20 protein-coding genes and 3 pseudogenes are annotated in these 20,234 nt (G+C 60.4%); 15 read left to right on the top strand and 8 right to left on the bottom strand.

All coding sequences use genetic code 11. The annotated features are described in order from the left end of the window. Positions 1-5 precede the first annotated feature (5 nt). The 4 genes from codB to VD17_RS24440 all read right to left on the bottom strand — a co-directional run bounded on the left by codB (position 6) and on the right by VD17_RS24440 (position 3,959). Entirely contained in the window at positions 6-1,277 is a 1,272-nt protein-coding gene (codB, locus tag VD17_RS24425; RefSeq protein WP_046056058.1) for a cytosine permease, read from the bottom strand. A 189-nt stretch (positions 1,278-1,466) separates the two neighbouring features. Then, positions 1,467-2,297, bottom strand: a complete 831-nt coding sequence (locus VD17_RS24430) for an alpha/beta fold hydrolase (protein WP_046056059.1) — start codon at positions 2,295-2,297, stop codon at positions 1,467-1,469. Positions 2,298-2,428: 131 nt separating this feature from the next. Next, positions 2,429-2,785 (bottom strand): 6-carboxytetrahydropterin synthase QueD, encoded by a 357-nt coding sequence (queD, locus tag VD17_RS24435; RefSeq protein WP_046056060.1) that lies wholly within the window; start codon positions 2,783-2,785, stop codon positions 2,429-2,431. Positions 2,786-2,879: 94 nt separating this feature from the next. Next, positions 2,880-3,959 (bottom strand): patatin-like phospholipase family protein, encoded by a 1,080-nt coding sequence (locus tag VD17_RS24440; RefSeq protein WP_046056061.1) that lies wholly within the window; start codon positions 3,957-3,959, stop codon positions 2,880-2,882. A 298-nt stretch (positions 3,960-4,257) separates the two neighbouring features. Here VD17_RS24440 and VD17_RS24445 point away from each other — a divergent pair, with 298 nt between their 5' ends. From VD17_RS24445 to VD17_RS24460, 4 genes are read left to right on the top strand one after another with little or no spacing between them, the layout of a single operon-like run. Continuing rightward, positions 4,258-4,566: a PepSY domain-containing protein gene (locus tag VD17_RS24445; protein ID WP_046056062.1), complete on the top strand. Its 309-nt coding sequence runs from the start codon at positions 4,258-4,260 to the stop codon at positions 4,564-4,566. Further along, entirely contained in the window at positions 4,566-4,877 is a 312-nt protein-coding gene (locus tag VD17_RS24450; protein WP_046056063.1) for a PepSY domain-containing protein, read from the top strand. Before VD17_RS24445 ends, VD17_RS24450 begins: the two co-directional genes overlap by 1 nt. A 3-nt stretch (positions 4,878-4,880) precedes the next feature. Continuing rightward, positions 4,881-5,549: a response regulator transcription factor gene (locus tag VD17_RS24455; protein ID WP_046056064.1), complete on the top strand. Its 669-nt coding sequence runs from the start codon at positions 4,881-4,883 to the stop codon at positions 5,547-5,549. Beyond that, positions 5,546-6,859, top strand: a complete 1,314-nt coding sequence (locus tag VD17_RS24460) for a sensor histidine kinase (protein WP_046056065.1) — start codon at positions 5,546-5,548, stop codon at positions 6,857-6,859. The genes VD17_RS24455 and VD17_RS24460 overlap by 4 nt, the downstream gene beginning before the upstream one ends. Positions 6,860-7,060: 201 nt before the next feature. Here VD17_RS24460 and VD17_RS33165 read toward each other — a convergent pair whose 3' ends face one another. Further along, entirely contained in the window at positions 7,061-7,816 is a 756-nt protein-coding gene (locus VD17_RS33165; RefSeq protein WP_403145802.1) for a methyl-accepting chemotaxis protein, read from the bottom strand. A 102-nt stretch (positions 7,817-7,918) separates the two neighbouring features. Beyond that, a pseudogene (locus tag VD17_RS33170) lies at positions 7,919-9,208 on the bottom strand (HAMP domain-containing protein); the annotation flags it as partial. 325 nt (positions 9,209-9,533) lie between these two features. Between VD17_RS33170 and VD17_RS24470 the strand changes: the two are divergent. From VD17_RS24470 to VD17_RS33180, 3 genes and pseudogenes are all read left to right on the top strand, one after another. Continuing rightward, entirely contained in the window at positions 9,534-10,850 is a 1,317-nt protein-coding gene (locus tag VD17_RS24470) for a Na+/H+ antiporter family protein (RefSeq protein WP_185753211.1), read from the top strand. A 173-nt stretch (positions 10,851-11,023) separates the two neighbouring features. Then, positions 11,024-11,794, top strand: a pseudogene (locus VD17_RS33175) (cache domain-containing protein); the annotation flags it as partial. Positions 11,795-12,112: 318 nt separating this feature from the next. Then, positions 12,113-12,700 (top strand): annotated as a pseudogene (locus tag VD17_RS33180) (methyl-accepting chemotaxis protein); the annotation flags it as partial. Positions 12,701-12,828: 128 nt separating this feature from the next. Here VD17_RS33180 and VD17_RS24480 read toward each other — a convergent pair. After that, positions 12,829-13,764, bottom strand: coding sequence for a LysR family transcriptional regulator (locus tag VD17_RS24480; RefSeq protein ID WP_046056069.1), 936 nt, complete (start codon positions 13,762-13,764; stop codon positions 12,829-12,831). Positions 13,765-13,938: 174 nt separating this feature from the next. Between VD17_RS24480 and VD17_RS24485 the strand changes: the two genes are divergently transcribed. From VD17_RS24485 to VD17_RS24495, 3 genes are all read left to right on the top strand, one after another. Further along, on the top strand, positions 13,939-14,433 hold the full coding sequence (locus VD17_RS24485) for a DMT family transporter (protein WP_046056070.1): 495 nt from the start codon (positions 13,939-13,941) through the stop codon (positions 14,431-14,433). Then, positions 14,433-14,888, top strand: coding sequence for a DMT family transporter (locus VD17_RS24490; protein ID WP_046056071.1), 456 nt, complete (start codon positions 14,433-14,435; stop codon positions 14,886-14,888). Before VD17_RS24485 ends, VD17_RS24490 begins: the two co-directional genes overlap by 1 nt. 162 nt (positions 14,889-15,050) lie before the next feature. Beyond that, a complete protein-coding gene (locus VD17_RS24495; RefSeq protein WP_046056072.1) occupies positions 15,051-15,215 on the top strand; it encodes a metallothionein in 165 nt (54 codons plus the stop codon). Between the two features lie 47 nt (positions 15,216-15,262). Here VD17_RS24495 and VD17_RS24500 read toward each other — a convergent pair whose 3' ends face one another. After that, entirely contained in the window at positions 15,263-15,490 is a 228-nt protein-coding gene (locus VD17_RS24500) for a DUF6555 family protein (protein WP_008152143.1), read from the bottom strand. Between the two features lie 146 nt (positions 15,491-15,636). On the opposite strand from VD17_RS24500, the gene VD17_RS24505 reads away from it, so the two are divergent. From VD17_RS24505 to mnmH, 5 genes are all read left to right on the top strand, one after another. Then, on the top strand, positions 15,637-16,434 hold the full coding sequence (locus VD17_RS24505) for an AraC family transcriptional regulator (RefSeq protein ID WP_046056073.1): 798 nt from the start codon (positions 15,637-15,639) through the stop codon (positions 16,432-16,434). Positions 16,435-16,574: 140 nt separating this feature from the next. After that, a complete protein-coding gene (locus VD17_RS31835) occupies positions 16,575-16,748 on the top strand; it encodes a DUF1427 family protein (RefSeq protein WP_080932063.1) in 174 nt (57 codons plus the stop codon). A 28-nt stretch (positions 16,749-16,776) separates the two neighbouring features. Next, on the top strand, positions 16,777-17,733 hold the full coding sequence (locus VD17_RS24510) for a quinone oxidoreductase family protein (RefSeq protein ID WP_046056074.1): 957 nt from the start codon (positions 16,777-16,779) through the stop codon (positions 17,731-17,733). A gap of 265 nt (positions 17,734-17,998) precedes the next feature. Next, positions 17,999-19,033, top strand: coding sequence for a selenide, water dikinase SelD (gene selD, locus VD17_RS24515; RefSeq protein WP_033057379.1), 1,035 nt, complete (start codon positions 17,999-18,001; stop codon positions 19,031-19,033). Then, positions 19,033-20,136, top strand: coding sequence for a tRNA 2-selenouridine(34) synthase MnmH (mnmH, locus tag VD17_RS24520; protein WP_046056075.1), 1,104 nt, complete (start codon positions 19,033-19,035; stop codon positions 20,134-20,136). The genes selD and mnmH overlap by 1 nt, the downstream gene beginning before the upstream one ends. Positions 20,137-20,234 lie beyond the last annotated feature (98 nt).

A 20,234-nucleotide genomic window follows, 5' to 3' on the forward strand; every position in this document is an offset into this window, starting at 1 on the left:
TCCTTTTATAGATCTTGTAATGGTGCGTTGGCAGTACGGGCACCCAGCACGCCGGTCAGTAACACATACGTTAGCGCGGCAGCGGCAATCCCTACCAGTGGCGCGACCCACGGTGAACTGAATGCAGCCACAGTGCCGACTGCGTAAGCGGCCAAACCGGACCAGTTGAACGCCGGCAACCGGGCATCGGCCAGACGTGGATATTGACCACGATAGCGGTAGAAGAAGTCCGCCATGATCACGCCGCCAATCGGTGGAATCACAGTGCCCAGCAAAATCAGGTAGGGCACCAGCATGTCGTACATGCCCAACAGTGCCAGCAATGTGCCGATCACCGCGCCCGCCAGGGTCACGGTCTTGCGACGGCCGGTGCGCAGCAGGTTGCAACCGGCGACGGCGAAGTTGTAGATGGTGTTGTCCTGGGTGCTCCAGATATTGAGCAGCAACATCGCCATCGCCGCCATGGCGAAGCCTTGCAACAGCAACACTTCAACCACGTCCGGTTGCTGGTAGACGATGGCACCGTATGCACCGATCAACACCATCAGACCGTTGCCGATGAAGAAACCGATCAGGCTCGCCAGCACCGCGACGCGTGCTGAACGGGAGAAACGCGTCCAGTTGGTCGCCTGGGTTGCGCCGCTGACAAAGGTGCCGAACACCAAAGTAATGGCAGTCGACCAATCCAGTGTTCCCGTCGGGACTACTGCGAGCAAACCGTCGAGCCCGCCGACCTTCACCGTGGCGACCCACATCGACAGCATCAGCAGCAACATCATCGCCGGTACGGCGATGTACGACAGAATCTCCAGGCCGCGGTAACCCACATACGCGGTCGCGCAAAACATCAGGCCAAACAGCACCATCAGCCCGAGAACGGTGCCCTCGCTCAATTCGAAATACTTGCCCAGCACCACGGCGGCAGTGGCCGTGCCCCAGGCGTACCAGCCAATCTGGGTAAAGCCGAGGATCAGGTCGCTGAGCTTGCTGCCCACTTCACCGAAACAAAAGCGCCCCATCAGCACCGAGTTCAGGCCGCTCTTGAAGGCGATGTAGCCAAGGCCTGCGGCGTAGATCCCCAGCAGCAGATTGCCGACGATTATCACCGCCATCATCTCGCCGAAACTGAACGCCACACCCAGCTTGCCGCCGGCAAACATGGTCGCAGTAAAAAAGGTGAAACCCAGCAGCACCATGGCCGTTGAGGCCAGGCCTTTGCGGGCATGCATCGGGACTTCGCTGAGGGGGTAATCGTTGCCGGGATCGTTCTGCGTCATGAGGCGTTCCTTGCTGAATGAGTGACGCGGGGGCGTGTTGCAGTGGTCGTGCCAAATGTGGAGTGGTTAGTTATGTATAGCCGAGCGCAGAGACTTGGCGCGCAAAAGGGGGCGAAAGCAGTGCACTTGAAGGAACACAGAACCCTGTGGGAGCGAGCAGGCTCGCTCCCACAGGGGGTGTTGGTTTTTTCAGGGGGATTTGTGTTGCGGTAAAAATCGCAGCAACGCCGTTACGATCGCTTCCGGCGCATCTTCCTGAACCAGATGCCCGGCATTCGGAATCGCCTGAAACCGCGACCCCGGAATCATCCGATGCAACGCCTGCCCACGCTCAATGGGAATCCACTGATCGTCTTCTCCCCACAGAATCTGCACCGGACAACGAATCGTCGGGTACAGCCCTTCGGCCTCACGGGTATAACGCTCATCCATCTGCGCGATCTGCCGATAGAACGCCGCTTGCCCCGGATCGCCGAGCCATGGCTGCACGTAAGGCGCGAGTTCGTCGTCCGGGATTTCGCGCTTGATCGCCCCGCGAATATAGGTCGGCACAATCGCCCGCTGAATGTAATCGGGCAGGCCACTGAATGCCGCCTCGTGCTGACGCACATGCTGCACAAACGGCGAACCCCAGGGCGTCAGCGCCACGGGGTCAATCAGCGTCAGGGTGCGGTAGTCCTTGCCGTTCAGCAGGTGAGCACGCAGAGCGGTGGCGCCGCCGAAGTCGTGAGCGACGAGGTCTGGTCGCTCCAGACCCCAGTGATCCAGCAAGTGAGCCAACAGGTCGTTCTGCACGCCCAGCGACACATCGCCGTCGAATTTCTCCGATAGCCCATAACCCAGCAGATCAAAGTAATGCACCCGATGGGTGGTGATGAAGTGCGGCGCAATCCGGTGCCACACGTAAGAAGAGAAGGGCGTGCCATGCACAAACACCAACGGTGGGCCGTCACCCCGTACGGCGTAGCGAACGGAGCGCCCGTTGAAGCGATAGGTCTGAGGCAGCGGCCAGTCAGTCATTGGGGGTGTCCTCTTGGCGTGGGGGAGCCAAAAAGCATAGGCATAAAAAAACAGCCATTGAAGGCTGTTTTTATATTCGCTGACGAAACGCATTACCCCCTGTGGGATTTTGCATTGTCTTTTAGATCGGCTTACTCACCGCGATAGATGCAGCCGCTGGTGCACGTCTCGTGGATGCGGATCGCGCTGAGTTCCGGCAGCAGAGGCTTCAATTCTTTCCAGATGAATTTGGCCAGGACTTCACTGGTCGGGTTTTCCAGACCGGGAATGTCGTTCAGGTAGTTATGGTCCAGACGCTCGTAGAGCGGCTTGAAGATCGCTTTGATTTCCGAGAAATCGCGGATCCAGCCTGTGTGCGGATCGAGGTCGCCGCTCAGGTGGATCGCCACTTTGAACGAGTGACCATGCAGTCGGCCGCACTTGTGGCCTTCCGGTACGTGAGGCAGGCGGTGGGCGGATTCGAAGGTAAATTCTTTGAAGATTTCCACAGTGGTTTCAGCTCTGTCAGGTGGCGATCGCCGCGGCGATGTGGGCAGGCGGCGAGTTTAACAGTTTGTGTTTGGCGTTGCGGGAAAACACTGACTAAAGGGTCAGCAAGCGCTCCCCGAGGCGACCGCTGGCAGCCAGTTCGAGGAACTCATCGCCCATGCGACGACTTTCATCCATCGTCGTGCGCCAGTATTTCTGCCGGCTCGGGGCATCGCCCATGAAGCGTTTGAAGTCATTGCGGTCCGGAAGTTTGCCGTAGGGCAGGCGCGCCAGGTAATCCTTCGACGGCGCCAGCAACAGGACATCCTGCAAACGCGCAGGACACGCGCGGCGCCACGGCAGAGTCTTGTCGAACCAGCCGGGAATGACCCGGTCGGTGAAATGCGGGTAGAGCACGATGTCGTTGCCGCTGTAGGGCAGGTCGAGGTGATAGTCCAGCAGACCGCCATCGCGAAAAGTGCCAGTACCGGCACCCGGCAAGTCACGCACGCCTTCCATCACCATCGGGATCGAGCCTGACGCGAGCAAGGCCTGGCGCAGGTTGCCTGCATTCAGCGCAACGAAGCGCGAAGGGAAATCGTTGAGTGCATTGACCGGCGGTGCCAGGCGCGGATCGTGAATGATCAGCCGCTCGAAATGCCGCGACAGCCGCGCCCGGCCGCGCAGGTTGTCGGCGATCACCGATGACAGGCCCAACCCCAGTCGGCCGCGATGATCGTCCGCCAGCAGGCCGTGGCTTTTGACCACCATGATGTTCAGTCGGTAATGAGCGTTGTCCAGAATCGAGGCATCGCGGCCATCAAGCAGCTCATCGAGCATGCGCCGGGAGCTCTGGCTGATCTGCGCCATGGTCACGCCCTTGGCAAAGTTCTGCTCGGTGTAGAGGTGACCGAGGCGGCGGATACCTTCGGCGGCATCCGGCAGACACGCGCTGGCGAAGCGCCAGGAACCCACCGACGCACCGATCAGCGAACGCTCCCGCGGTGCCGCCGGCAGCCATTCACCGAACAACGCCAGGTCCAGGCCTTGAATTCCCAACGCCTTGGGACCTCCGGCGGCACCCGGCAGTGTGCCGACATCGGCGGCGCTCAAACCGTTTTCACGGATGCGCGCCAAGGCGCGAGGTCCGGCCTTGAGCGTCAGCGAGGGGAACTTGATGTGGATAGCGGTCATACCGGTCTCGAATGCAGGCAAGCGGGGGATTATAAGTGCATGAATCCCCTGTGGGAGCGACCTGTGGTGAGGGGGCTTGCCCCCGTTGGGTCGCGAAGCGGCCCCAAAATTTAGGCAACAGCACAGATTTTACGACTGCTGCGCAGCCGAACGGGGGCAAGCCCCCCTCGCCACATAAGCCCTCTCCCACAGGTGATGTCGTGTTGCCATCTGTAATGATGGCAATTCAGTTTCAGTTAAGTTCGGATCACTAAGGTGGCCCCCGTAGGCAACATATAAAAAATACGGAGACACCCCCATGAGAACCCTGACTGCCCTGTTCACCGCGTCCATCATCGGCATGACCGCCAGCATCGTCCACGCTCGCGACCTCGGTCCAGACGAAGCCCTGAGACTGCGCGACGCTGGTACCATTGTGTCTTTCGAGAAGCTCAACGCCACCGCTCTGATCAAACACCCGGGTGCCACCATCACCCAAACCGAGCTGGAAGAAGAGTACGGCAAGTACATCTATCAGGTGGAATTTCGCGACCCTCAGGGCATTGAGTGGGATCTGGAATTGGACGCTGTCAGCGGGCAGATTCTCAAGGATCATCAGGATACGTAATGAAGGTAAATCTATGCACCAGCAGTCGAATGGCTCTGGCGCTTCTGGCTTTTTGCTCGGTGGTCATGGCCCGCGACCTGGATCAGGACGAAGCCCTGCGCCTGCGTCAGCAGGGCGTGATCCTGCCGCTGGAGCAGCTGTTGCAACAAGCGCTGGACCGCTACCCCGGGGCCAAACTGCTGGAAGCCGAGCTTGAAGAAAAACACAACGTCTACGTTTATGAAGTCGAGTTGCTGACCGCCGAAGGTGTGGTCCGCGAACTGGACCTCGACGCCACCACCGGCCAGTTACTGAAAGACAGGGAAGATTGATCGATGCGTTTGCTTCTGGTGGAAGACCATGTGCCGCTGGCCGACGAGTTGATGGCCGGCCTGAACCGGCAGGGGTACGCCGTGGACTGGCTGGCCGACGGCCGCGACGCGGTGTATCAGGGCAGCAGCGAGCCTTATGACCTGATCATCCTCGACCTCGGCCTGCCGGGTTTGCCGGGGCTCGAGGTGCTCACTCAATGGCGGGCCGGTGGTCTGTCCACGCCCGTGCTGATCCTCACCGCCCGTGATTCCTGGGCCGAACGGATCGAAGGCCTCAAGGCCGGCGCCGACGATTACCTGACCAAACCCTTCCACCCCGAAGAACTGCACTTGCGCGTCCAGGCGCTGTTGCGCCGTTCCCATGGCCATGCCAACCAGCCGACGCTCAAGTCTGCCGGACTGCACCTGGACGAAGGCCGCCAATGCGTGACCCGCGACGGCGCCGACATCCAGCTCACCGCAGCGGAATTCCGCCTGCTGCGTTATTTCATGCTGCACCCCGAGCAGATTCTTTCCAAAAGCCACCTCGCCGAACACCTCTACGACGGTGAAACCGAGCGCGATTCCAACGTGCTGGAAGTCCACGTCAACCACCTGCGACGCAAACTCGGGCGCAGCGTCATCGAAACCCGTCGCGGCCAGGGTTACCTGTTCGGCGGGCAAGCCCAGTGAGGTCGATCCAGCGCCGCTTGAGCCTGGGGCTGATCAGCGTGATGGTGATCGTCGGCCTGGTGCTGGCGCAGACCAGCCTGTGGCTGTTCGAAATGGGTTTGCAACGCTACCTCGAAGCCGGACTGCGCGACGACAGTGAAAACCTGCTGGTGGCGCTGGTGCGTGGGCCGCAGGGTTTGCAGCTGGATGAGCGACACCTGTCGCCGGCCTATCAGCGACCGTTTTCCGGGCATTACTTCCGCATCGATTTTGCCGACAGCCATTGGCGCTCCCGCTCGCTATGGGACCAGGAACTGCCGCGCCTCGACCATGCCGGCCTGCACAGCAACCTGCAATTGGGGCCGGAAGGGCAGCAATTACTGGTGCTGCGTTCGGACTATCGCCGGCTCGGCCAATCGATTTCCATCAGCGTGGCCCAGGATTACACGCCCGTGCGCGACAGTTTCCAGCGCATGCGTCAAGTCGGATTGGGCCTTGGGCTGGCGGGACTGTTGCTGATTCTGCTGCTGCAACGCATTACCGTGCGCCGGGCCTTGCGCCCGCTGGAAAAGGCGCGTGAGCAGATCGCCCAGTTGCAGCAGGGCCAGCGCTCGCAACTCGATGATCAGGTGCCGGTAGAGCTCGAACCGCTGGTGGCGCAGATCAACCATTTGCTGGCGCACACCGAAGACAGCCTCAAGCGCTCGCGCAATGCGCTGGGCAACCTCGGCCACGCCTTGAAAACCCCGCTGGCGGTGTTGTTGAGCCTGGCCTCAAGCGAGAAGCTCGATGCGCAGCCGGAACTGCGCAAGGTCATCAAGGCGCAACTGGAACAGGTCCAGCAGCGACTCAATCGCGAACTCAATCGCGCACGGTTATCCGGCGATGCGTTGCCGGGGGCGTTGTTTGATTGCGATGCGGAATTGCCTGGGTTACTGGCGACGTTGAACATGATTCATGGTGAGCATCTGAACCTCAGCTACCGTGCACCGGCCGGGTTGCAACTGCCTTGGGATCGCGAGGACTTGCTCGAACTGCTCGGTAACCTGCTGGACAACGCCTGCAAGTGGGCGGATGCCGAGGTTCGGTTGAGCGTGGTCGAGACGGCCGAAGGGTTTGAGTTAAGCGTGGAAGACGATGGGCCGGGGATTCCCGAACACCAGCGCGATCAGGTGTTCAGCCGGGGTACGCGGCTTGATGAACAAACGGATGGGCATGGGTTGGGATTGGGGATTGTGCGGGACATCGTCGATACGTGGGGCGGGGTGTTGCGGTTGGAGGAGAGTGAGTGGGGTGGGTTGAAGGTGGTGATTGAGTTGCCCAAGCGCTAGAACTTGAAATCCACCCCTCACCCTAACCCTCTCCCCAAGGGGTAGAGGGGACTGACCGAGTTGTTTTTTAGATATTCTGCGACCGAGGAAATAAAGTCGAACTCAGGTTTAGAAGCCAATGGAGATCGGCTCCCTTTCCCCCTCTCCCCACTGGGGAGAGGGCTGGGGTGAGGGGTGGTTTCATATGACACCCCACAAAGGTCAGACCCGAAACTGATCCATCAAACTCTGCTGCTGATTCGCCAGGCTATTGAGTGACTGACTCACCCGCGCCGATTCATTGGCCTGCCCCGACAACGACTCCGTCACGTCCCGAATCGTCGCCACGTTGTTGTTGATCTCCTCGGCCACGGCGCTTTGCTCTTCAGCGGCACTGGCGATCTGCAAGTTCATGTCGCTGATCACCGTCACCGCTTCACCAATCTGGCGTAGTGCCGTCACCGCCTGACCCACCTGTTCGACACTGCCCTGAGCCTGACGATGGCTGTTGTTCATCGAGCCGACCACGTCCTGAGTGCCGCTCTGCAATTGCTCGATCACCAGACGGGTTTCTTCGACAGACTCCTGGGTCCGGCGTGCCAGGTTGCGCACTTCATCGGCCACCACGGCAAAACCGCGTCCGGCTTCACCGGCACGAGCGGCCTCGATGGCGGCGTTCAGCGCCAACAGGTTGGTCTGTTCAGCGATGGCCCGAATCACTTCCAGCACCGAACCGATCTTCTCGCTGTTGGCCGCCAAGCCTTCGACTTGAACCATTGCCGCGCTCATGTCGGCGGCGAGGTTGTCGATGCTGGCGGTGGTGCGGTCGATCACGGTCAAACCGCGACGGGTGGCCTGATCCGCATCCCGCGCTGCCTGTGCCGCTTGCGCTGCACTGCGAGCGACGTCTTGAGCGGTGGCGCTCATTTCGTGGGAGGCGGTAGCGACCTGATCCACCTGACGGTATTGCTGTTCCATGCCGGCGCTGGTCTGGGTGGCGATGGCGGACGACTGATCCGCCGTGCTGCGCGCGTCCTGCACCGAGCGTTTGACCTCGGCGATGATCGGTTGCAGCTTGTCGAGGAAGCGGTTGAACCAGCCGGCCAATTGGCCGAGTTCGTCCTTTTTGTCATAGGCCAGGCGGCGGGTCAGATCGCCTTCGCCGCTGGCAATGTCTTCGAGCATGTGCGCCACACCCAGGATCGGCCGGGTCACGCTGCGGGCCATCAGCCACACCAGCAACAGGCCAATCAACGCGGCCAGTACACCCAGGCCGAGTTCGACCAGGGTGCCGGCGGTGTTGCTTTCATCGAGTTGTTTTTTCAGCGCTTCAGCGGGGCCGACCAGGACTTTCTCCGGCACCTCGAGCAACACGCCCCAGGACTTGCCACCGGGAATCGGCTGGAACGGCGACAACACTTTGAGCTGTTGATTATTGTGCAGGCTTTCGGTCTTGCTGCTGGTTGCGAGCATGCGGATCAGCTCGGCACCGTTGGTCTTGTCCACGGTGTCCAGGCGCTGACTGAGCTTGCTGGCGTCCGGGCTGTAACCGGCCAGCAAACCGACCGGGCTGATGATGCTGACGTTGGTCTGGCCATCATAGAGCTTCTTGCTCGCCCCCTGGCTGACGGCTTGCAGGCTGTTGAGGTTGATGTCCACCGACAGCGAAGCGATGACCTTGCCGTTGACCATCAGCGGGAAAACGATGCTGGTCATCAGCACGTTCTGGCCGTCGATCACGTAGAAGTAGGGTTCGATCACGCAGGGCTTGAGGGTCGTGCGCGGGCAAGTGAACCAGGCGTTGGCCGGTTCACCGCTAGGGCCGGTGCTGGTGTCGGCCATGTCGCTTTCCGGTAGCGCCATCGACGTCACCTTGCCCGGTGTCGGCTGCGACCAATAGAGCGCGAAACGGCCCTTGTCGTTGCTGCCCAACTCGGCCTGGCCGGCGAACAGATCGTCCTTGCCGTCCAGCGCGTTGGCTTCGAACACCAGCGAGAGGCCGAGCAATTCCGGGTTGGCTTGCAGGGCCGACTTGACCTGACGCGTCAGGTCTTCTCGCAGGTCAAAGGCATCGAGGAAGCGCTTCTCGGCCTGGTCGCGCAGGAACAGCACCTGGCGCGAAAAGCCGTGGCCATATTGATAGGCGTCCATGAACTGCTGGCGAATCACCAGCGCCTGGTTTTCACCCTGGGATTCGATCCGGGCCTGGGCCGCTTCGGTGAGCATCTCCATGCTGGATGCTTTCACCATCTCGGAGCTGTGCTCCATGCGATACAGCGAAAGACCCACCAGCAGGGTCACGATGCCGGCCAGGCACAGCCCGGCCAGCAGGGTGATTTTCCATTGAATGGAAAGTTGTCTGAGTGACATGGAGACGTCCTTTATTCGATAAATATCTGAGACTCGGCACTGTAACGGCCGCGATTCGGCTTTCTTTAAGCAACGTGGAACCTCTGTAGGAGCTGTCGAGTGAAACGAGGCTGCGATCTTTTGATCTTGTTTTTAAAAAATCAAAGTCAAAAGATCGCAGCCTCGTTTCACTCGACAGCTCCTACAGAGGGGGGTGTCGGCTTTGACAAGGTGACAGCGGTCCGGCACAGTGCGCGCCCTCTAATAAAACCCTCTCATTCAATCCGCTGGCGGCTCTTTGCAGACTGTCGGCCGGACTCTTTCCGTTTGCCTTGAGGTAACGATGATTAATGCTGTAATTGCCGCGGTCGGCGTCATGCTGATTCTCAGCCTGTCCCGCGTGCACGTAGTGATCGCGCTGATCGTGGGCGCCCTGGTGGGTGGATTGACCGGTGGCCTGGGCATCGAGGCAACATTAAAAGCCTTCAACAGCGGCCTCGGTGGTGGCGCGACGGTCGCGTTGTCCTACGCATTGCTCGGCGCTTTCGCCGTGGCCATTGCCAAGTCTGGCCTGGCGCACGCCCTGGCCGACAAAGCCTTGCTGATGGTCGACCGCCAGCACGCCAGCGGTGGCCGTCAGGTCAAATGGCTGTTGATCGGTTTGCTGTGGGGGGTGGCCATCGCTTCGCAGAACATTCTGCCGATACATATCGCCTTCATTCCGCTGCTGGTACCGCCGCTTTTATATGTACTGACCAAGCTGCAACTGGATCGTCGGTTGATTGCTTGCGTCATGACCTTCGGCCTGATTACGCCGTACATGTTCTTGCCCGTGGGTTTCGGCAACATCTTCCTTAATGAAATCCTGCTGGCCAACGTCGCCCGTAGCGGTGTGGACATCAGCGGCATCAACGTCACCCATGCCATGGGGATTCCGGCATTGGGCATGGTCGTCGGGCTCGCGGCAGCGTTTGTCAGCTACCGCAAGAAGCGCGTCTACGATCTGGAGAAGATCGAGCAGGTCGAACAGGTCGCGGTGCAGTACAACCCGTTGAGCCTGATGATCGCCGGTCTGGCCATCGCGGTGGCGTTCATCGTTCAGCTGTTGCTGGATTCGATGATCATCGGTGCGCTGACAGGCTTTCTGATTTTTTCGGTGTCGGGGATCGTGAAGTGGCGTGAAACCGACGACCTGTTCACCGAAGGCATGAAGATGATGGCGATGATCGGTTTCATCATGATCGCAGCGTCCGGTTTTGCCGAAGTGATGAAAGCCACCGGTCAGGTGCAGACACTGGTCGAAGCCTCGGCCTCGTGGATCGACCACAGCAAAGGGATTGGCGCGTTGTTGATGTTGCTGGTTGGCCTGTTGGTGACCATGGGTATCGGTTCGTCGTTTTCCACGGTGCCGATACTCGCCGCGATTTTTGTGCCGTTGTGCGTACAGTTGGGTTTCAGCCCGATCGCGATCGTGTGCATCGTCGGCACTGCCGGCGCCTTGGGTGATGCCGGTTCGCCAGCCTCGGACTCGACCCTCGGCCCGACCTCCGGTCTGAACATCGACGGCCAGCATCACCATATCTGGGACACCGTGGTCCCGACCTTCCTGCACTACAACCTTCCGTTGCTGGCGTTCGGCTGGGTGGCGGCGATGGTCCTTTAAAAGTAGAAGATCAAAAGATCGCAGCCTTCGGCAGCTCCTACAGGGTGTACGCCATTCAAATGTAGGAGCTGCCGAAGGCTGCGATCTTTTTTTGGGTGTTCAACTTTTGGTTTCGCGTGCCGTTAAAGCCTTTAACCACGCCAATAAAATCAAAAGAGTGAACCGTCATGCGCATGAGCCTGAAGGCTAAAGTCCTGTCCCTTGCCGTCCTCCCGGTGTTGCTCTTTGCGCTGGTCATCAGCCTGACCACGTTGTTCATTCTGCAGGAGCAGGCCCGCAAGGAAGTCGAGGAAACCCGCCAACGCCTGCTCAGCGATGCCAAGGCGACGCTGCAAAGCTACGTCGCCGTGGCCATGACCACGATCAAACCGCTCTACGACGCGGCCGCCCCCGGTGATGACGCGGCGCGGGCCCAAGTGGTCAAGTTGCTGTCGAGCATCACCTATGGCAAGGACGGCTACTTCTTCGGCTACGACTCCAACACCGTGCGCCTGTTCAAGGCCAACAGCCCTGAAGGCGTGGGCCAGAGCTTCAAGGACAACCGCGATCCGAACGGTGTCTACGTCAACCGCGACCTGGTGAAAGTCGCCAAGGACGGCACCCACTACCTGCAATACAGCTCACCGCTGCCCGGCAACACCCAAGTGCTGGTGCCGAAACTGGGCTACACCGAATACCTGCCGAAGTGGGACATGGCGGTCGGTACGTCGGTCAACCTTGACGGCATCGAAGCCCAAGTGGCACTGGTCGAAATCAAGGTCCAGGAGCGCATGCAAGGCGTGGTGCTGAGCATCGTCGGGATTGCCGCCGTGGTGCTGTTGGTGATTGCCGCCGCCGGGATGCTGTTGGCCAACACGATCCTGCGTCCGCTGAACCTGATGAAAGCCAACCTCGATGACATCGCGGCAGGTGAGGGCGACCTGACGCGTCGCCTGACCATCACCAGCCAGGATGAACTCGGCGAACTGGCCGGCTCGTTCAACCGCTTCGTCGACAAGATCCATGGCCTGGTGCGCCAGATCACCGAAATGACCTCGCAACTGACCGGGCTGGTGAATCAGGTCTCCGATCAGGCGCAGCGCTCGGATCAGGCCATGGAGCGTCAGCGTCACGAGACCGATCAGGTCGCCACGGCGATCAACCAAATGTCCGCCGCTGCTCAGGAAGTGGCGAAAAGCGCACAAAACGCCGCGGTGGCTGCCCAGCAGACCGACGAAGAAGGCCAGGCTGCCAAGCGTGTGGTGGCCGGCAGCATCGTGAAGATTCATGCGTTGGTGGACGACATTCGCAGCAGTGGCGTGTCTCTGGACAGTCTGCAAAAAGACGTGTCGTCGATTGTCAGCGTGCTCGGCGTGATCCGTTCGATTGCCGAGCAGACCAACCTGCTGGCCCTCAACGCCGCCATCGAAGCTGCCCGTGCCGGTGAGGCCGGGCGTGGCTTTGCGGTGGTGGCCGATGAGGTTCGAGCGCTGGCCAGTCGTACGCAAATCAGCACCCAGGAAATCCAGGGCATGATTGATCGGTTGCAGGCCGGCACTCAGTCGGCGGTGGAAGCAATGCGCCGTTCCAGCGAGGCCGGCGATGGCACGTCGGCTCAGGCCAACGAGGCGGGGGCATCGCTGGACACCATGGCCCAGTTGATCGGCACCATCAACTCGATGAACGCGCAGATCGCCAGCGCCGCCGAAGAGCAGACCGCCGTGGCCGAAGAGATCAACCGCAGCGTGCATCAGATCGCCGTAGCCGTGGACAGCGTGGCCGACGAAACCCAACTCGGCGCCCAGACCTCCCGCAGCCTCGCCGACCTCGGCCAGCGCCTGGGCAAACTGGTGGGTCAGTTCCGTATCTGACACCCCGAAGAACCTGTGGGAGTGAGCCTGCTCGCGATAGCGGTCTATCAGCCAACATCAATGTTGGATGTGACGACCCCATCGCGAGCAGGCTCACTCCCACAGGGATTGCAGTTAACCGACAGCTATCAGGGCCTGTCCCAGTAGGGCACCGTGCCAAAGCATTCCACGAAGAAATCGATCACCGTCCGCACCTTCACCGACAACCGCCGGCTCCCAGGCCACAGCACCGCAATCTGCTGCGGCTCCAGGCTGTTAGATACCTGATACGCCCCGAGCACTGGCACCAGCGTGCCGTTGCGCACCGCTTCACCAATCAGCCACGACGGAAACATCACCAGCCCCAAGCCTTGTTCGGCGGCTTGCGTCAGGGTGTCGGCGTGGTTGCCGGTGATCGGTCCCTTCACCGACCAGGGCGTCCAGTCCTGCTGATCCTTGCGGAAAAACCAGCGTTGCTGACCGGTCGCGCCCTTATAGGCCAGGCACTGATGCGCGGCCAGTTCTCCGGGGTGTTGCGGCGTGCCGTGACGTTCCAGATAGGCTGGGCTTGCGGCGACTTGAAAACGATGGGGCGCCAGAATCCGCGCCTGCATGCTCGAATCGTGCAGCGGGCCGATGCGAAACAGCAGGTCGGCGCCTTCCTGCAGCGGGTCGACGTAGCTGTCGGTCTGCTGGATATCCAGTTGCAGTTTCGGGTAACGCTCGCAGAGCCTTCCCAGCCACGGCGTCAGGTGCCGCTGACCGAACACCACTGGCGCATTGATCCGCACCAGTCCGCTCGGTTCGCTTTGCTGTTCCTGCAAGGCCTGTTCGGCCTCTTCGAGTTGCACCAGCACCAGCCGCGCGTGATGACCGAGCATGCGCCCGGCTTCGGTGGGCGAGACGGCGCGGGTGTGGCGATACAGCAATTGCTGGCTCAGCGCTTGTTCCATCAATTGGATTTGCCGGGAAATCGAAGAGGGTGCCAGGCCCTCGCGGCGGGCGACTTCGGAAAAACTGCCGTGATCCAGCACCGCTACAAATAGCCGAAGTGCCTTGAATCCCAGATCGTTGAGGCCATGCATGACGAAACCTGCTGTGCGAGTTACGCAAAAGTGTTGTCAGGATGCTCCCATTTATCGCAAAGGATCGCCAGCCGATAATGCGCGCCAACTCCACTGAGAACACAAAACCCTGTGGGAGCAAGCTCGCTCCCACAAGGGGTTGTGTTCTATCTGATAACTGGTAGGTGTCCCCTCATGCACACTTCTTCAATCGACGACGTTGGCGTTGTCGCCACGCCGACCACCCAGCCGGGGCTGCGGCTGTTGCTGCTGCCGCTGGTGATTCTGGCCGGCATGGGCCTGTCCGTGGAGGCCGGTTTGCTCGGGCCGCTCGGGGTTCAGGTCGGGCACTTGTGGGCGACCTTGAGCATCTTCGGTGTCGGCTCGGCGATTCTGTTTTTGCTATTGCTGTTCAGCGGTCCGCAGCAGGGACCGGCCTTGAATGAGCTGCCGCGCTGGCAGTTGATCGGCGGGTTCCTGGGGCCGATGTACGTGATCGTGTTGACCTTGGCCACGCCGCACATCGGCATTGCCATGACGATGATCGCGATCCTCTCCGGGCAGGTCGGCAAAAGCGTGTTGATCGACCACTTCGGCTGGTTCGGTGCTACCCGCAAAAAGGTCAACGGTGAACGTTGGCTGGCCTTGCTGTTGATTGTCGCGGCACTTGTACTGATTGCTCGGGGTTGATGATGAATCTGATTATTTTGTTGGCGGTGGTCGTGGCCGCCGGTGCGGTGTTGAGTGTCCAGGCGGCGATCAATGGGCGGTTGGGCGAAACGGTTGGCGTGTTGCGCAGCAGTTTGTTGACCTTCGTGGTCGGTGCCGTGACCACCGGGCTGCTGATCCTGTTTTTCGAACCGGCCCATGCCATGAGTTTGCTGGACGTGCCGAAATGGCAGCTCAGCGGTGCGCTGTTCGGAGTGGTGTACATGATGGTGATGGTGGGCGCGGTGCCGCGGGTCGGCACGGCGGTGGCGACGGTGGCGGTGATCGTCGGGCAACTGGGGATGGGGATGTTGATCGATAACTTCGGCTGGCTGGGCAACCCGGCGATCCAGTTGTCCAGCAGCCGGATACTGGCGATGGTGTGTCTGGGGTTGGCGTTGGTGTTCATGTATCGCAGCAGTACCCGGCAGGCATAACGCTGACCTTCCTTGGAGCTGCCGCAGGCTGCGATCTTTTGATCCTGATCTTTGGAAGCGTTGGCATCGCCAAAGATCAAAAGATCGCAGCCTGCTTCAGCTCCTACACTGGTATTACGGTGCGCGTCGCACCGGACGACCACAACCAATGGAGTCAGACTCATGATCGACAGTGAAAGTATCTGCGACTGCCCTAAATGCAACTGCAAGCTGGGCGAACATCCGATCGCGCGCCACGGCAAGCACTTTTGCTGTGAAGCCTGCGCCAAGCACCACGAACATGGCGAAGAATGTGCGAGCAAGGGCTGCAAGTGCGCCCAACGCTGACCACTCATCCAAAAAAAAGTGGAGCCTGATCGGGCTCCACTTTCATTTCAATTTGCCGGCCGCCACTTGACGTTTTCCACGCCGAACTTCTCTGCCATCGGCTTGCTGGTTTTTTGCACCTTCTCTCGGCCAAAGCGAGGGATTCGTCCGACCCCCGCGTCGCAACTCGCCCAATGCCAAGCCTCCGCATTATCCATCTTGTCCAGGCGGATGATGAAAGACTTGGGCGCGCCATGAAGGGTGTATTCAATGACGAAAAGTTTTGCGTTGTTCATATAGCCCATATTCCTCCCTGTGGTAATACAAGGATCGTCGGGGTTACGGAAAATTCAGTCGGATTGGCGGACGGGTTTCGCCAGTGGCGACAAGGCGGGTGGCTCGTTACCATGCAATCTCTGAAACCCCCCAATGATTGCTGACCATGGCCCTTGCCGCCCCTCCAGACCTTAGTGACACCGATGTGCCCGTGCAACCGCTGGCGCGCACCTATCCGCGCGGCTTGTACATTGAGCCGCATGAGCATGTCTGGGGGCAGTTGCTATATGCGATGAGCGGGGTGATGTGGGTCGAGACGCCCCATGAAGCGCTGGTGGTGCCGCCGCAACGAGCCGTGTGGCTGCCGCCGGGTGTGCCCCACGGGATTCGCGTGGTCTCGGATTTACAGATGCGTAACATTTACTTGCGGCCCTCATTGGCGGCGACGCTGGACGACACGGTTCAGGTGATCGAAGTCGGCGGACTGCTGCGCGAGTTGATCGTCGGGCTGGTGGAGCAGGGCGACGATGGCGCGCCCGAGTATTACGAAGCGCTGGTCGGCCTGGCGCTGCTGGAGCTTAGGCGAGCCCGGCGCTCGCTGCTGAAGATTCCATTGCCGGATGATTCCGACCGGCGCCTGATGAACCTGTGCCAGGCGGTCATGGCCGCGCCATCACTGAACATTGCTTTCGAACAACACGCCGAAAACGCCGGTGCCAGCGTGCGCACCCTGGCGCGGTTGTTCAAGGACGGTTTGGGCATGGGCTTCGCCGAATGGCGGCGCCAGGTGCAATTGGCGACGGCGGTGGCGGAGTTGATCCAGGGCGTGCCGGTCAGTGCGATTGCCCGGGAGCTGGGTTACTCACCGAGCAGCTTCAGCGACATGTTCCGCCGGGAACTGGGTGTCGCGCCTTCGCAATTTTCGGCGAGCCAACGTCAGGCCGAGGCAGAACAAAACTTGTAGCAGCTGGCGGAGCCTGCTGCTACACGTTCGCCTTGCATTCGGCATTAGCATTTTGGCCGATATTCAGAAGCACTTGGCCGGTGCTCGTCGCTACCGATCCCTAGACTCTGGGCTTACCTTAATTGCCCACGGAGTCCGCCATGAGTTACCTCATCTCATTGGTCATCGGTCTGGGCGTCGGTCTGCTCTACGGCGCTCTGGATTTTCGTTCCCCCGCACCACCGGCCATCGCGCTGGTAGGGCTGCTCGGCATGTTGGCCGGTGAGAAGGTGTGGCCAATGGGCCGGCAACTGGTCACTGGCTGGATCTCCTGAACCGTTTATTCATTCGAGGGTAACGCTCATGAAAGCACTGCAATTCGACAAGACCGGTGACCTCTCGGCCCTGCGCTACGTTGAAGTTCCAACCCCCGTCCCCGGCGCCGATGAAGTGCTGGTCCAGATCAAGGCCGCCGGCCTCAACCCCAGCGATGTGAAGAATGTTCTGGGGCGTTTTCCCTACACCACACTGCCGCGGATTCCCGGTCGTGATTTCGCCGGTGTGGTCGTTGAAGGCCCGCAGGCGCTGATCGGTCAGGAAGTCTGGGGCACCGGCCGTGAACTGGGCTTTTTCGCCGACGGCTCCCATGCACAATTCGTCAAACTGCCGGCCAATGGCGTGGCGCAAAAGCCGACCCATCTGAGTTTTGCCCAGGCGGCAAGCCTCGGCGTGCCGTACACCACAGCGTGGGATGCGTTGGAGCGAAGTGGGGTGACGGCCGAAACCCGGTTGCTGGTGATCGGTGGCGGGGCGGTTGGCACTGCGGCACTGGCGCTGGCCAAGGTGCGTGGCGCTCAAGTACTGGCAGCGGCGCGGCGGCCGGAACAGGTCAAGGAGTTGCAGGCCCAGGGGTATCAGACGCTGCAACTGGATAAACCCGAGGACCTCGGCGCACAGGTGAATGCCGTGTATGCCAGCGGCGCTGATGTAATTTTCGACACCACCGGTTTCTGGCTCCCGGCCTCGGTCCCGGCGCTGGCCGCGTTCGGTCGCATCGCGATCATCGCCGCACCGGTGGACGGTCTGGTGCAATTGCCGGCCCTGGCGCTGTATCGCAAGGGTGGTTCGGTGGTGGGGATCAACTCGTTGTTGTACGGCGTCCAGGCGTGCTCGGCAATGCTTGAGCAATTCGGTACGTTCTTCGACCAGGGGCTGTTGCCGTTGCCCGAGGGCTTGTTTGAATCACCGTTGGCCGAAGGGCTGGCGCGGTATGCCGAGGTGAGTCAAGGCAGTGGTGACAAGGTGATTTTGTTGCCATAACCCCAATCCAATGTGGGAGCGAGCTTGCTCGCGAAAGCGGGCTGACATTCAACATCGATGTCGACTGTCAGTCCGCTTTCGCGAGCAAGCCCGCTCCCAGCGACTCGCAAACGTTTGCACAAGGCATGCCAGTTTTTCTCAAGGTACGGAAAAGGCTGAGGAATTGATGGTTTAACTGTCCTTTCGGTCAACGATTCGTGGAGCCTCGGGGGAGACGACGTTGATGTAGACTCTTCGGCATTGACTTCACGAGGTGTGTCCCCCCATGAGCGAACCGATTCGTCTGACCCAGTACAGCCACGGCGCAGGGTGTGGCTGCAAGATTTCTCCCCAGGTGCTGGAGGTGATTCTGGCCGGCAGCGGGGCGCAGAACCTTGACCCGAAACTCTGGGTCGGCAACGCCTCGCGCGATGACGCGGCGGTGTACGCCATCGATGAAGAACGCGGCGTGGTGTCGACCACCGACTTCTTTATGCCGATCGTCGACGACCCGTTCGACTTCGGCCGCATCGCCGCCACCAATGCCATCAGCGACATCTACGCCATGGGCGGCGATCCGTTGATGGCGATTGCGATCCTTGGCTGGCCGGTCAACGTACTGGCGCCGGAAATTGCCCGGGAAGTGATTCGCGGCGGGCGTTCAGTCTGCGATGAAGCGGGGATACCGTTGGCCGGTGGGCACTCCATCGACGCTCCGGAGCCGATTTTCGGCCTCGCCGTGACCGGTCTGGTGGAAAAGCGCCACATGAAGCGCAACGACACCGCCACCGCCGGTTGCCTGCTTTACCTCACCAAACCGCTGGGCATCGGCATCCTCACCACCGCCGAGAAGAAGGGCAAGTTGCGCCACGCCGACATCGGCCTGGCCCGCGACTGGATGTGCACCCTGAACAAACCCGGCAGCCGTTTCGGCAAACTCGAGTGCGTCACCGCGATGACCGACGTCACCGGTTTTGGTTTGCTGGGGCATTTGGTGGAAATGGCCGACGGCAGCAACGTGACCGCACGCATCGAGTACGACCGTGTGCCGCGTCTGCCGGGTGTCGAGTATTACCTCGACCAAGGCTGTGTACCGGGCGGGACGTTGCGCAACTTCGACAGCTACGCCAGCAAGCTTGGGCGTCTTCAGGAAATGCACAAACGCGTGCTCTGCGATCCGCAGACCAGCGGTGGCCTGCTGGTTGCGGTCACCCCCGAAGGCAACGAACACTTCCTCAAAGTAGCTGCCGAGCTGGGCCTGACCCTCGAGCCGATCGGTGAACTGATCGAGCGACAGACCAACGCGGTCGAGGTGTTTTGATGTCCATCGAATTCACCGATTACCGCGACATTTTCCTCAACGACCGACCGATGATGGATGCCCGTGCGCCGGTCGAATTTCTCAAGGGCTCATTCCCCGGTGTGATCAACCTGCCGCTGATGAATGACCATGAGCGGCAACGGGTCGGCACTTGTTACAAGCAACACGGTCAGCAAGCGGCCATTACGCTGGGGCACCAGTTGGTGTCGGGCGAGATAAAAGCCGAGCGTATCCAGGCCTGGGCCGATTTTGCCCGGGCTCATCCTGATGGGTATTTGTATTGTTTTCGCGGCGGTTTGCGCTCGCAGATCGTCCAGCAATGGCTCAAGGACGAGGCGGGCATCGACTATCCGCGAGTGGGTGGCGGCTACAAGGCGATGCGCACCTTCTTGTTGGACACGCTCGATCAGGCCGTTGCCCAGTGTGATTTTGTCTTGCTGGGCGGCATGACCGGCACCGGTAAAACCGAAGTGCTCACGCAGTTGCGCAACGGGCTGGACCTTGAAGGCCACGCCCATCATCGCGGCTCCAGTTTCGGTAAACGCGCGACCGGCCAACCCTCCAACATTGATTTTGAAAACCGCCTGGCGGTGGACGTGCTGAAGAAGCGCGCCCACGGCATCGAACAGTTTGTGCTGGAAGACGAGAGCCGTGCGATTGGCAGTTGTGCGCTACCGTTGCCGCTGTATCAGGGCATGCAGCAGTTTCCGATGGTCTGGCTTGAAGACAGCCTTGAAGGGCGAGTCGAACGGATCCTGCGCGATTACGTGGTGGACTTGTGTGCCGAATTCATCGGCGTGCATGGCGATGAAGGCTTCGCACTGTTTTCCGAGCGATTGCTGGAAAGCCTGAACAATGTGCAGAAACGTCTGGGCGGTGAGCGCCATCGGCGGATGCTGATGTTGATGGAAGATGCGTTGGCGGAGCAGGCGAGCAGCGGGGCAGTGGACTTGCACCGGGGCTGGATTGAAGGGTTGCTTCGTGAGTATTACGACCCGATGTATGCGTTTCAGCGGGAGAAGAAGGGGGCTCGCATTGAATTCGTCGGGGAGCGGACAGCCGTCCTTGAGTATCTGCGGGAGCGGTGCATCAATCGTAAGTAATGTGTTGGTTTTGCCGGCCCCTTCGCGAGCAGGCTCGCTCCCACATTGAACTGCATTCTATCTGGAAGAACTCGGTCAAATGTGGGAGCGAGCTTGCT

This window comes from Pseudomonas fluorescens (assembly GCF_000968015.1).
In the GTDB taxonomy this organism is placed as follows: Bacteria; Pseudomonadota; Gammaproteobacteria; order Pseudomonadales; family Pseudomonadaceae; genus Aquipseudomonas; species Aquipseudomonas fluorescens_W.

Bases quoted from the DNA above. Each gene is read 5' to 3' on its own strand.
- VD17_RS24500 (WP_008152143.1), bottom strand. From the start codon at position 15,490: ATGAACAACGCAAAACTTTTCGTCATTGAATACACCCTTCATGGCGCG.
- VD17_RS24480 (WP_046056069.1), bottom strand. From the start codon at position 13,764: ATGCATGGCCTCAACGATCTGGGATTCAAGGCACTTCGGCTATTTGTA.
- VD17_RS24505 (WP_046056073.1), top strand. From the start codon at position 15,637: ATGGCCCTTGCCGCCCCTCCAGACCTTAGTGACACCGATGTGCCCGTG.
- VD17_RS31835 (WP_080932063.1), top strand. From the start codon at position 16,575: ATGAGTTACCTCATCTCATTGGTCATCGGTCTGGGCGTCGGTCTGCTC.
- mnmH (WP_046056075.1), top strand. From the start codon at position 19,033: ATGTCCATCGAATTCACCGATTACCGCGACATTTTCCTCAACGACCGA.
- VD17_RS24485 (WP_046056070.1), top strand. From the start codon at position 13,939: ATGCACACTTCTTCAATCGACGACGTTGGCGTTGTCGCCACGCCGACC.
- VD17_RS33165 (WP_403145802.1), bottom strand. From the start codon at position 7,816: ATGGAACAGCAATACCGTCAGGTGGATCAGGTCGCTACCGCCTCCCAC.
- VD17_RS24510 (WP_046056074.1), top strand. From the start codon at position 16,777: ATGAAAGCACTGCAATTCGACAAGACCGGTGACCTCTCGGCCCTGCGC.
- VD17_RS24455 (WP_046056064.1), top strand. From the start codon at position 4,881: ATGCGTTTGCTTCTGGTGGAAGACCATGTGCCGCTGGCCGACGAGTTG.
- VD17_RS24495 (WP_046056072.1), top strand. From the start codon at position 15,051: ATGATCGACAGTGAAAGTATCTGCGACTGCCCTAAATGCAACTGCAAG.
- codB (WP_046056058.1), bottom strand. From the start codon at position 1,277: ATGACGCAGAACGATCCCGGCAACGATTACCCCCTCAGCGAAGTCCCG.
- VD17_RS24490 (WP_046056071.1), top strand. From the start codon at position 14,433: ATGATGAATCTGATTATTTTGTTGGCGGTGGTCGTGGCCGCCGGTGCG.
- VD17_RS24430 (WP_046056059.1), bottom strand. From the start codon at position 2,297: ATGACTGACTGGCCGCTGCCTCAGACCTATCGCTTCAACGGGCGCTCC.
- VD17_RS24445 (WP_046056062.1), top strand. From the start codon at position 4,258: ATGAGAACCCTGACTGCCCTGTTCACCGCGTCCATCATCGGCATGACC.
- VD17_RS24450 (WP_046056063.1), top strand. From the start codon at position 4,566: ATGAAGGTAAATCTATGCACCAGCAGTCGAATGGCTCTGGCGCTTCTG.
- VD17_RS24440 (WP_046056061.1), bottom strand. From the start codon at position 3,959: ATGACCGCTATCCACATCAAGTTCCCCTCGCTGACGCTCAAGGCCGGA.
- selD (WP_033057379.1), top strand. From the start codon at position 17,999: ATGAGCGAACCGATTCGTCTGACCCAGTACAGCCACGGCGCAGGGTGT.